Source organism: Vibrio sp. 10N.222.52.B12, assembly GCF_002875385.1.
Classification (GTDB): domain Bacteria; phylum Pseudomonadota; class Gammaproteobacteria; order Enterobacterales; family Vibrionaceae; genus Vibrio; species Vibrio jasicida.
In genome coordinates, this window is the sequence record NZ_MDAW01000121.1 from 195,455 (window position 1) to 207,311 (window position 11,857).

An 11,857-nucleotide genomic window follows, 5' to 3' on the forward strand; every position below is an offset into this window, starting at 1 on the left:
ATATCCACCAGCCCCTTTTTCTTCAATGATGAAAGAGCAATTAAACGCCGTATTCTGCGCGGTACGCTTTTACTGCTTCTAGGTGCTCTTTGTCAGTACCTTTCTCTTCAAGGAAAGTCACAAGGTCTGTCAGGCTAACGATTGAGATAATTGCACAACCAAAGTCACGCTCCACTTCTTGAATCGCAGACAAGTCACCTTTACCTTTTTCTTGACGGTCAATCGCAACCAACACACCTGCTAGGTCCGCACCGTTTGCTTGGATGATTTCCATTGATTCGCGAATCGCGGTACCTGCTGTGATTACGTCATCTACTAGCATGATACGACCTTCAAGAGCAGAGCCTACAAGGTTGCCACCTTCGCCGTGGTCTTTTGCTTCTTTACGGTTGAAGCAGTAAGGCGTGTCAATGTCGTGGTGATCCGCTAGCGCTACTGCTGTTGTAGTCGCGATTGGGATACCTTTGTATGCAGGGCCAAACAGTACATCAAACTCAATGCCTGAGTCCGCCAGCGCTGCAGCGTAAAAACGACCAAGACGCGCTAGGTCACGACCAGTATTGAAAAGACCAGCGTTAAAGAAGTACGGGCTTTTACGGCCAGATTTCAAAGTAAACTCACCAAACTTAAGAACTTCTTTCTCAAGTGCAAACTCAATAAATTCACGCTGGTATGCTTTCATTATTTTCTCTCTAAATACAGGCTTGGTATCCATATTCCCAAGCAGTTAATAAACACTAATGCGTTATCTCCTAAGTAGATGGATTTACAGCTAGGCAGCAAGTTTTTCTATCCCTATGAGCATAGTCTTCTATGTAAATAGGTCGGACTGGCGATCCAGTAGAAAAGCGCAGCGAACAACGCTGTAGATTCATATACGACGGAGATAAAAAAATAGCCCCCATAATGGGAGCTATTAAAATCAATTGGTTAACGCCGCCTTCTGCGCTGCGACAATTTCCGTAATGCCGACTTTCGCCGACTCTAACAGAGCCATCAGCTGCTCATGACTGAACGGTTCACCTTCTGCGGTGCCCTGAATTTCAATCATCTTGCCTTCTTCTGTCATCACTACATTCATGTCTGTGTCTGCCGCTGAATCTTCAACGTACTCAAGGTCACACAGAACATCATCACCTAGCAAACCAACTGAAACTGCCGCTACGTGGCCTTTCATTGGGTTTGCTTTTAGCTTGCCGCTATCCACTAGGTGTTGAAACGCGTCTGCCATTGCAACGCTTGCGCCGCTGATAGATGCAGTGCGAGTGCCGCCGTCTGCTTGGATAACATCACAGTCAACTGTGATCATGAACTCACCCATCGCTTGTAGATCAACCACAGCGCGTAGGCTACGTGCGATCAAGCGTTGGATTTCCATCGTACGACCACCTTGCTTACCGTTCGCCGCTTCACGACGCGTACGCGAGTGAGTTGCACGAGGTAGCATGCCGTATTCAGCCGTTACCCAGCCTTTACCTTGACCTTTTAGCCAACGAGGCACAGATTCTTCAACGGTCGCATTACACAACACTTTGGTGTTACCAAACTCAACTAACACTGAGCCTTCAGCGTAAGCTGTGTAGTTACGAGTAATTTTGATTGGGCGAACTTGGTCCGCCTTGCGATCGTTTGGACGCATGGGCATCTACCTTAAGTAATGAGGAGAAGACGATTTGGTTGGGCGCAGATTATAACGGAATCGATTAAATAAAGCTATCTGGACAATCTCGTCACAGAATAGCAAAGCCTCTGCCATCTTGCTGTGCTACTATTGCGTGGTAATTTTCAGCAAATTTAAAAGACAGGAAAATTCGATGATTTACAGTATGACAGCGTATGCACGCAAAGAAGTAAAAGGCGATTGGGGCAGCGCAGTGTGGGAGATCCGCAGTGTAAACCAACGCTACCTAGAAACTTACTTCCGCATGCCAGAACAGTTCCGTGCTCTTGAGCCAGTACTGCGTGAGCGTTTTCGTAAGCGCCTAGCTCGCGGCAAAGTAGAATGTAATCTGCGTTTTGAAGCAAACCCAGCAGCAAAAGCAGAGCTTAGCATTAACGAAGCACTGGCAAACCAAGTGATCAAAGCTGCTGAGCAAGTGATGCACATGACTGGCGAACTAAGCCGCATCAACCCATTCCAAGTCATGCAATGGCCTGGTGTGATGGAAACACCTGAGCAAAATATGGATGAGGTGAACAAAGAACTGCTTGCTGCATTTGATGAAGCAATTGGTGAGTTCATCGAAGCGCGTGGCCGTGAAGGCGACAACATGAAAGCGCTTATCGAACAACGCCTAGAAGCGATCACATCAGAAGTCGTGAAAGTGCGTGCACGCATGCCAGAAATCCTAGAGTGGCAACGTGAGCGTCTGTTCTCGAAGTTTGAAGATGCGAAAGTAGAGCTAGACCCATCTCGCGTTGAGCAAGAGCTTATCCTTCTGGCACAGAAATCAGACGTAGCAGAAGAGCTAGACCGTCTTGATTCTCACGTAAAAGAAACCACAAACATCCTGAAGAAAGGTGGCGCAGTCGGTCGTCGTTTAGATTTCATGATGCAAGAGTTCAACCGTGAGTCGAACACGCTAGCGTCAAAATCGATCAGCACAGACATCACCGCATCAGGTGTTGAACTGAAAGTTCTGATTGAGCAAATGCGCGAACAAATTCAGAACATCGAGTAATAAAGACCTCGATGAGATATCTAAAGAGCCTCGCACTGCGGGGCTTTTTATTTGCTGATGCTTCACTTGCTTACTATATATAAAACCAATAGTCTTGTGTGGTTACTTCTAAACCATTGAATCGCCATGACTCGTCCGCATTGCTTAGTCCTGCAACATGACTCCCCTATTTCTTTCTATCCTGATAAAAATCAGTTGATGATTGATGGTGAGGAGGTTCATTTAGAGCCATTGCAAGCAAGATTGCTCAGCTACTTTATCAAGAATCGTGGGAAAGTACTGAGTACCCAGCAAATCGCCGATGATGTCTGGCAAAGGACGCAAGTTTCCGACAACTTGGTGAGACAAGTCATTAGTCTACTGCGCAGTCAGCTTCAGGACAAAACGCGTCCGTATCGCATCATTCAGACCATTCCTAAGCAAGGTTACTTATTTGATATCGAAGTGACTAAGCCGAGCATAACGCGCACTCCAATCCCTGAAGAATCCACTCCTCTTACTCGTACCGCCAAGCCTAAAAATAAACGTATGGTTTTAGCTGTAACGGCAATCCTGACGGCTGGGTTTATTGTGGCTTGGGCTTTGCCAAAAGGTGACACCGCTGATGACACAACGGTGATAACTGCGCAACAAAGTAACGTAGTGCCCGTTTATATTCATGATATAACGCTCGATTCCAACAGCAACTTTGAAATGGCAGAAAGCGTATATAACTATCTCTTCTATGGGCTAAATTCAGCCAAAAACCTATCCGGTTATCACTATTCTCAGTTATCCCAACAAAGTAAGCAGTCTCTTGCCAACCACGGTGTTGAGCTCAAAAGTTGGATCAAGAAAGTAGAAGGCAATTATGTGCTTAGCGTCTTGGTGCAAAACAACCATCAACCCAACCAGAGCCAAAAGGTAGAGAAGACATTTAACCAAGATAACTTCTTCGATGCTATTGGCGATGTGATTTTAGAAATCAAAGCCATCATTGCCCCAATGAGTTCCGATTACGAAGTGGCGAGCCATCGCGTGACGTCCATCAGTAACTATGACGATTGGAAAGTGATCTCTGAAGGGATTTCTCTTTTCTATCAAGGTAAAGGTGGTCCCGCTTTTTCTAATATTGCTCAGCAGCTAAATACGATTCAACAGCAAGGGCGAGACAGCTATTTGGTCAGCGCTTTGTTGTCTTACTCTGAATCTTTAGCTTACTTACGCGAGCACAAAGAAGAAAACCGAGAGCAAGCGCTTCACTCAGCCAAGCAAGCGTTCGAACTGAACCCACGTTGTGATATTGCCAACCTCACTTTGGGGCTTGCTTTGCTTATCAACCAGCACCCTAATCAAGCCTTCCCATACTTGTTTTACGCAGCAGAAAGCACGCCAAGTCCGATCAGTTTTTACTTACTCAGTGTGGCTGACAAACTCGCAGATAACCCAAAAGGCTCGCAATACAATTACCAACGCTATACTGAGATGAAAAAAGAACATAACGGGCAACTGTTTGATCTTATTGAATCTTCACAAAAAGCAAACCTATTCCAAACAGCCAAATAGCCTCAAATAAAGCGGAGTGAAAAATCGCCTGCTCTCACCGATTGTTCGGTCAACCTCCTCAATGCTGATGGGCATTCTGGATGTTTGATTTTTGTTTGGAGTTCAACTCGCTTGCCTTGCATCAAGCGTAAAGAACGCGCCTTCCACATACTTGTAAACCAAATCATTCATTTCTTGGGATACACACATGTTGAAGAAGTTTGCTTTTCAGATCATTCCAATCCAGATCTTTCTGTTCGTCTTTTGGTTCAAAAATGGCTTTATCGATAAAGTGATGGGCGTGCTACTTAGCGTCATCACACCTGATACTGCCTATGCAGGCGATACTTGGGCAGGCTGGAAAGGCTATATCGTTGGAACTTGGGATAAAAGCCAAGTCGGTCATGCACTGCTAAGTCCAACGTTTGACTTTATGTTCCCGATCCTCATCGCTTTGCAGTGCTTACCGTTTTTATTGGTGATTCGCTCGGTGCTGGCAGGTGAGTTTATGGCTGGAAAAGAGCGTCCATGGCTACTCTATGCGGCTTTTGCATCTCTGTTCGTAACGGGTTGTATGGCTTTCACCCAAACCATTACAGGTGCAAGTGATGGACAATATCTATGGCAATTTATTGGCTTTAGCATGGTTGCCATCATGTATCTGCGTAACGAACAAGGTAAATAAAGTCACATCAAAAGCCCCAATCCAATGGGGCTTCTTCATGACGTTTAGTCTGTTTTAGGCATTGATGTTCTTCATACAATGTTCACATAGCACAGGCTTTTTCTCTGCAGACTTGAGGCGAAAACGCTGCCAGAAAGTAGGTTCAGCTTTAGTGACAAAAATACCACCCAATAATGGCAGCAGCAGAGCGACAGAAACCAACGACAAACTGTTACCCGCAATCCATGTAGAAAGACTCAGCGCAATCAACGGGAAAAACAGAAAACAGATCGAGGCAGTAAACGGCGTCGACACTTGTCCAAGCTTAAAGTACGCCACAATGCCACCTACGCTAGCAAACATACCGAGATAAATCACAGCGCTAATCGAGTCCACCGAGAACTGAGAAATATCTGGTCGCTCGACGAGCAATGAGGTGATAAACAACAGCACAGAAGCAACAAAGCTTGGAAAGGCGTTGTAAGTCAGTACTGGAATGCCTTTACAGAACTTTTCAACAAACACATACATCACTGCATGAATCGCGACCGCCCCACCTAGAGCGAGAAAGCCCAGCAGGTAATCCTCCCCACCTAGACTCATTTCTTTCGCCAGAATCAGAATTAAGCTCAGAACCGCGACCAAAAGGCCGGCAATCTGGGATTTACGTAACCTAAGCCCAAGAAACAGACTCGATGTCACCATCACCGCTATCGGCATATTGGCGAAGATGATCGAAGCAAGGCCCGATGAAATGTATTGTTCCCCAAAAATCATCAAGGTAAACGGAATCGCGAAATAGAAAATCGCAACGACGAACATCCAGAACACTTTACCTTTAGGGAAAAACAGAGGTTGTTTGAGGTGTTTCGCCAACATGATTAATAGCGGTGCGGCAATCAGAAAACGCAGTCCAGTAGCAAAGATAGGTGGAATAGTTTGCACCGCTACTTCCATCGCAAACCACGTGGTGCCCCAAATCAAACACACAGACACGAACAAGATAATTGGTAGATGCTTATACGTCATGACGACCTCCCGCTTGTTGAGCATTAACAAGGTTTGGCAGATACGCAGCAAGGCGCTCGTTACGAGCAATTAAAGTGGTTTTCATTTTTTAGTTCCCATCACAGGGCGGTGTAAATAAAAAAGCTATTTACACGCGTAACAAATTCGCACGGTAATGCGTGCAGTGACATTGTTGGCAGCGATATGCTGCGAGATAGGAATTAAGCTATCGGAGGACGATAGTGAGAGTGCATATCTGCACTGGTATAGATAGAAGTTTGGCTAGTCGCAAGCTCATGACGATATGGTGCCTCATATGAACGTTGCTGGGTTTCGACAACTGCCGTGCCCGAAGCATGACCATGGGAACAACATTGTTTTTCGAAGCATGTTCCGCCCGGTTCACAACAACCCGGTTCTTCCTTGTTGACGGTATTAAACTCGATATCACAATAGCTAAAGTGCATCACTTCTGCATTGGGAGTGTTATCTGAGTAACCGGGTGAGACCTCTGCACGAGCTACGCCACTCGACAGCATAAAAGCCATCAAAGCAGAGAGCAGGAAGCAAATTGTGGATGTGCTTTTCATCAGCATCACAATGTCTCATAAAAAGGAGAATACGGGATAGCGTGAAGATAACTGTCAAACAGACAAGAAACAATAGTGCTTGAGATGACTTTACACTTTTTTACCCCAAAGTCGTGTAGATGTGATTCCCCTTCACACAAAAGCAAAGCCTCGCACTTGGCGAGGCTTAACATTATTCATCTTTTTCGGCGGTTTGATTATCAATATACGGCCAATAATGATGACCGACTCGAATAACCAAAGTAGCGGCAGCCAGAATAAACGCGGCCAAAGACAGCCACACTATCATCACGGAGTCGAGCTCTTTCATTCCGAGAGTGATATAGCGAGCGATGGCCATCATGGCAATGTAAATTGGGTAACGGACTGGTATCTTACCGTTCATCACAAACTGCCCAACCATAGCAAGCACTTCCAGATAGATGAACATCAATAAGATATCATCGAGTGCAACACGCTTTTGCACGTAAATATGGACAAACTCTTCGACCATAGCCCAAACAGTCGCCAGAGTAATGGCAACCAAAAGCACAGCTTCAAGCAGATGAAAGATTTTCAGAAAAGGACGACTGAATGATTTAGGTAAATGCGACGGCATGGCCAACTATCCAAACAAATCAAAGGAGTAAGTTTGCAGTGTAGCACGCAGAGTTGAATAAACTGAACTGACAAACCTCACCGGCAAAAAGAAAAACGCTCCAATTAATAGGAGCGTTTCATTTTACCTAGAAGGTGACTTTACGCCACTTGCTGCTTTTTTTCTGCTACGCGCTTTTTCTTGCGGTATTTAGGGTGCGTGATAGGAATCGCGGATAGTAGTTTTTTGGTGTAGTCATTTTGAGGGTTCGCGTAAATTTCTTTCGCGTTGCCCGCTTCCACCACTTTGCCAAAGTACATCACCGCCACTTTATCGGACACATGTTTCACTACAGACAAATCATGAGAGATGAAGATGATGGCCAGATTCATCTCTTGCTGAAGTTGCAGTAACAAATTCAAGATCTGAGCCTGAACCGATACGTCTAACGCAGAGACTGACTCATCACAAATCAACAACTTCGGTTTAAGAGCGATCGCACGAGCAATACCAATACGCTGACGTTGACCGCCAGAGAATTCATGTGGATAACGGTTCACTGCCGTTTCTGGCAAACCGACTTTGACCAACAGCTCTTTCACCCATTGCTTACGCTCTGAAGACGTACCAATGTTGTGAATCACGTACGGCTCTTCGAGAATCATTCCAATCGTATGACGTTGGTTAAGCGATTCCATCGGGTCTTGAAAGACAATTTGCATGTCTTTACGCAATGAGCGCATTTGTTTCACAGACAATTTGGTGATGTCTTTGCCTTCAAAGAAAATCTTACCTTCTGTTGGCTCGTACAATTTCAAAATAGTACGACCTAGGGTACTTTTACCACAGCCAGATTCACCTACTAGGCCAAGAGTTTCACCCTCACCTACTGATAACGACACGCCATCAACGGCTTTAATGGTGTAGCCTTTCTTAAACAGTCCTTTACCTGATACAAAGTGCTGCTTAAGATCTTCAATTCTTAATACTTCTTTTGCCATAACATCCTCTTTTATGACTTGTTCACTTTGCACCAGTTAGCTAGCAAACATACTGGCATCGATCGGTTTAATATCGATCATCTGTTTAGGTTCGTTATCTAAACTCGGCATCAAACCCATTAAACGTTCTGTATAAGGGTGCTGTGGGTTATCAAACAGCTCGAAAATCTCGGCTTTTTCCACAATACGACCACCGTACATCACGGCTACGTCATCACACACTTCCGCAACCACACCAAGATCATGAGTGATAAAGATCATCGCCATGCCCGTTTCTTCTTGAAGCTCATTCATTAGTTCAAGAATAGACGCCTGCACGGTTACATCCAGTGCTGTGGTTGGTTCATCACAGATAAGAATGTCTGGTTTACACGCTAATGCCATCGCGATCATCACACGCTGACGCATGCCACCCGATAGGTTGTGTGGGTATTCATTCAGACGTTTTTCTGGCATTGGGATTTTTACTTTGGCCAGCATTTCTAGCGCGTAAGACTCTCTTTGCCTCTTATCCAATTCAGGACGGTGCAACTCCAAGACTTCGCACAGTTGGCGCCCGATACTATGTACGGGATTCAAAGCCGTCATCGGGTCTTGGAAAATAATAGAAATGCGGTCGCCGCGCATGGCGTACATTTCTTCTGCTGGTAATGTGGCAAGGTCTGTACCACGGTAATTGACCTCACCATTGACGATATTACCGTATGGTTTTGGCAACAGACCCATTATCGACATCGACGTGACACTCTTACCACTACCCGACTCACCAACTAGACCAAGGGTACGCCCAGCACGAACATCAAAGTTTACGCCATGCAGTACTTTGACAGGTCCATCATCCGTAATGAATTCAACCTCAAGATCTTTAACACTTAGGATTACATCGTTTTCCATAACACATCCTTACAGCTTATAAGTGTCATCAACGACAACAACTGGTTCAAAAGTTTTACCCGATTTCATCGCCTTCTGGGTTTCTTTCTTCACATCAGTATCAATCCAGTAAGTGCCATCACCAATGATGCCACCGCTAAACAGTGCTTCCGTCATGCGGTTCATTGGCTTCTCTGGCAGCTTTAACCAACGCCAGTGGCCATAACGAACGTAAGGCACCATATAACCAGGAACAATCACGTGCGCATCAATAATGTCACGCTGGATTTCATGACCAAGTTGGATCTTTTTGTCCATGTCCATATTGAAGCGATAATCGATGATCTTCGCATCAAGTTCAGGCGTGCTGTAGTTTGTGAACGAGTTGGTTTGAGGCTTATTCGCGTTCACTGAGTGGAAGTATTCCCAATAGGTTGGTATCTCAGAAGTGCCCATATCAAGGAACGCTAAATCATGTTTCTTCTCACGCACATATTTGAACATCGACGAGCCATCGATCAGCTTAAGCTCAATGTCTAAACCAGCCAATTTAGCCTGTTCGCGCACAAAGGCGATACGAGGCGTGTGTACAGGTGTCGCGTACGTCAATTCGAAGCTCAAACGTTGGCCTTTGTCATTGATACGGATTCCGTCCGAACCAATCTTATCAAAACCCGCTGCAGCAAACGCTTGTGCCGCTTTTTCTGGGTCAAATTTCGGAGCTTTAGCATCTGGCAACGTGTATTTGCCGTGGCCGTAACCTGTTGGGTTTGGTTTACGACTGTAGTCACCACGCATGATGTTTTCGATCATGCCATCAAAGTCGATCGCGTGAGTAATGCCTTTGCGGATGTTTAAATCATCCAATAATGGCATTGCAGTATTCATCCAAACACCGCCAGCCCCTACAGGGTATTGGTTGTAACCCCAGAACTTCTGAATGTAGCCTTTTTGGTAAGGTGCGGTATTGGATTTGTCATGCCATAAGCTTGGTAGAACCAGACCAAATGCATCTAAACTGCCTTTCTCAAAGTGCTTCTTGGCAATATCGTTATCACGGATGACGGTGATACGAATCTTGTCGACGTTATAACGGTTTTGGTAGTACTTGTTCGAGTAACCCCACCAGTCTTCGCCTACGTGTTTAAAGGTAACGCTTTTACCTTTTTTGATATCCGCTAGGTAGTAAGCACTCGTAGTTGGTTCACTCTTAAAGTTGTAATAGCGAACAAAGTTGTCGTGAATACCATCACCATTCTCATCTTTCTTTGGATTCGCATAGAAATGAGCAGGACGAGGACGCAGTGCGCCCATTCTTAACAACAACTCTTCAGGATTGAGTTCTTTCGCGGCTTTAACCGCGAACGTTAAATCATCGAACTTAATCACATCTTCGACAGTCTTGTTATAGTAATCGTTATACCATGGCTCAAGAATGTCTTTCGAGCGATAGAACTTCAGCATAAATACAAAATCGTCGGCAGTGACAGGTTTACCATCTGACCATTTTGCTTCTGGGTTCAGTTTAAAATAAACGGTTTTGTTATCACCCGCTAACGCCCACTCATTAGCTAACTCCGGAATAAATTCGAGAGTATCAGGGTGACGTACAACCAATCCCGGTGTTTCATCCAGGATATAAGAACGCAAACCTGAGTTGGCATCGGGGCCAACACTACGCAAAGTCTGAGGAAAGCTCGACATATACGCTCGGAAGGTACCACCACGTTTTGCTTCAGGAGAGCCATATTGAGGCTCATCCCAGTTTGTTTGCCAGTTTAAGTCAGTCGGAAGCGTTGCTGACATCGCACCAAAACTCAGGGCGCTCAGCGTTGACGCTAATAATAATTTTTTCATAAAACTTCCCTTTTTATGTTTTGCTCACAATGCTTACTTAAACGTAGCGCGTGAATTTTTTCGGGTCGAATGCAGCTCGGATAGCTTCACCAATAAAGGTCACCATCACTAGCACCAGTACGATAGAGCTAACAACAGAAGCAACGATCCATGGCGAGTCTAGGTTCGACTTACCTTGTTGCAATAACTCACCCCAACTTGGTGTCGGAGGCATCAGGCCAAGGCCTAGGTAATCTAGTGCTGTCAGTGCTGTGATGTTCGCTGCGATAGTAAATGGTGCCAGCGTCACAATCATTACCATGGTATTTGGCAGGATGTGGTTGAACAGGATACGGCCGGTTGACGCACCTAATGCACGTGCTGCCATTACGTATTCACGAGCCGACTCTTTATAGGTCATGGTACGCATGTACCAAGTCATCCCCATCCACCCAAAGAGTACGTTAATACCGACGAACAGAGTAAAGGTTGGTTGCACTATCGAGACGAGGATCATGATGACGTACAAAAACGGAACCATTGACCAGACCTCGATCAAACGCTGAACAAATAAGTCAAATTTTCCGCCCCAGAAGCCCATCGCACAACCCACGGCAGTACCAATCGCATACGAGATGGCCATGGTTAGCAACGCAAAGCCCATTGCCGTTCGAAAGCCATAAACCAATCGAGCTAAAATGTCTCGACCAATCACATCAGTGCCTAGGTAGTGCTTATCTTCCGCGCTTGGCGCTGTCGGTGGGAAATCACCGCTAAAGTCTTGCTCGTATGGGTTCCAAGGTACAATAGGTAATACAACGAAGTTATCGCCACCTTCTAATTCGAATACCTTTTGTAGCTCTCGGTAGTCTGCTTCACTAGAAGAAGCTTGGCCAAACTCAGAACCCAAGCGGACATCACTGACGACAGGAAAGTAAAAACTACCATCGTACTTAACGACCAGTGCCTTACTGTTGATCAACAGCTCCGAAAACAATGAAAGGATCAGCATGGTTGATAAGATCAAAAATGACCAATAACCGCGTTTGATTTCTTTAAAGTGACGGAACTTCTTTTGAGTTAATGGGCTAACTTTAATCATA

12 protein-coding genes are annotated in these 11,857 nt (G+C 45.3%); 3 read left to right on the forward strand and 9 right to left on the reverse strand.

The window, feature by feature from the left end; all coding sequences use genetic code 11:
- Positions 1–40: 40 nt before the first annotated feature.
- Both pyrE and rph read right to left on the reverse strand, forming a co-directional pair.
- Entirely contained in the window at positions 41–682 is a 642-nt protein-coding gene (gene pyrE / locus BCT11_RS15055) for an orotate phosphoribosyltransferase (RefSeq protein ID WP_102388626.1), read from the reverse strand.
- Between the two features lie 240 nt (positions 683–922).
- Positions 923–1,639 carry a ribonuclease PH gene (rph, locus tag BCT11_RS15060; protein ID WP_038864820.1) on the reverse strand — a complete coding sequence of 239 codons (717 nt, stop codon included), beginning with the start codon at positions 1,637–1,639 and terminating at the stop codon, positions 923–925.
- A 175-nt stretch (positions 1,640–1,814) separates the two neighbouring features.
- On the opposite strand from rph, the gene BCT11_RS15065 reads away from it, so the two are divergent.
- From BCT11_RS15065 to BCT11_RS15075, 3 genes are all read left to right on the forward strand, one after another.
- On the forward strand, positions 1,815–2,681 hold the full coding sequence (locus tag BCT11_RS15065; protein ID WP_038864819.1) for a YicC/YloC family endoribonuclease: 867 nt from the start codon (positions 1,815–1,817) through the stop codon (positions 2,679–2,681).
- 126 nt (positions 2,682–2,807) lie between these two features.
- Positions 2,808–4,226 (forward strand): winged helix-turn-helix domain-containing protein, encoded by a 1,419-nt coding sequence (locus BCT11_RS15070; protein ID WP_102388627.1) that lies wholly within the window; start codon positions 2,808–2,810, stop codon positions 4,224–4,226.
- A gap of 187 nt (positions 4,227–4,413) precedes the next feature.
- Positions 4,414–4,890, forward strand: coding sequence for a hypothetical protein (locus BCT11_RS15075; protein WP_102388628.1), 477 nt, complete (start codon positions 4,414–4,416; stop codon positions 4,888–4,890).
- A gap of 54 nt (positions 4,891–4,944) precedes the next feature.
- Here BCT11_RS15075 and BCT11_RS15080 read toward each other — a convergent pair whose 3' ends face one another.
- The 7 genes from BCT11_RS15080 to BCT11_RS15110 form a co-directional block, all read right to left on the reverse strand.
- Positions 4,945–5,898, reverse strand: coding sequence for a DMT family transporter (locus BCT11_RS15080; protein ID WP_102388629.1), 954 nt, complete (start codon positions 5,896–5,898; stop codon positions 4,945–4,947).
- A 200-nt stretch (positions 5,899–6,098) separates the two neighbouring features.
- Positions 6,099–6,473 carry a hypothetical protein gene (locus BCT11_RS15085; protein ID WP_038870114.1) on the reverse strand — a complete coding sequence of 125 codons (375 nt, stop codon included), beginning with the start codon at positions 6,471–6,473 and terminating at the stop codon, positions 6,099–6,101.
- 166 nt (positions 6,474–6,639) lie between these two features.
- On the reverse strand, positions 6,640–7,065 hold the full coding sequence (locus BCT11_RS15090) for a phosphate-starvation-inducible PsiE family protein (protein ID WP_038870113.1): 426 nt from the start codon (positions 7,063–7,065) through the stop codon (positions 6,640–6,642).
- A 140-nt stretch (positions 7,066–7,205) separates the two neighbouring features.
- Entirely contained in the window at positions 7,206–8,045 is an 840-nt protein-coding gene (locus BCT11_RS15095) for an ATP-binding cassette domain-containing protein (RefSeq protein ID WP_080774273.1), read from the reverse strand.
- Between the two features lie 36 nt (positions 8,046–8,081).
- Complete coding sequence (locus BCT11_RS15100) at positions 8,082–8,939, reverse strand: ABC transporter ATP-binding protein (protein ID WP_050568419.1); 858 nt, start codon at positions 8,937–8,939, stop codon at positions 8,082–8,084.
- Between the two features lie 9 nt (positions 8,940–8,948).
- Positions 8,949–10,775 carry an extracellular solute-binding protein gene (locus tag BCT11_RS15105; RefSeq protein ID WP_038870112.1) on the reverse strand — a complete coding sequence of 609 codons (1,827 nt, stop codon included), beginning with the start codon at positions 10,773–10,775 and terminating at the stop codon, positions 8,949–8,951.
- Positions 10,776–10,812: 37 nt separating this feature from the next.
- A complete protein-coding gene (locus BCT11_RS15110; RefSeq protein ID WP_038870110.1) occupies positions 10,813–11,856 on the reverse strand; it encodes an ABC transporter permease subunit in 1,044 nt (347 codons plus the stop codon).
- Position 11,857 lies beyond the last annotated feature (1 nt).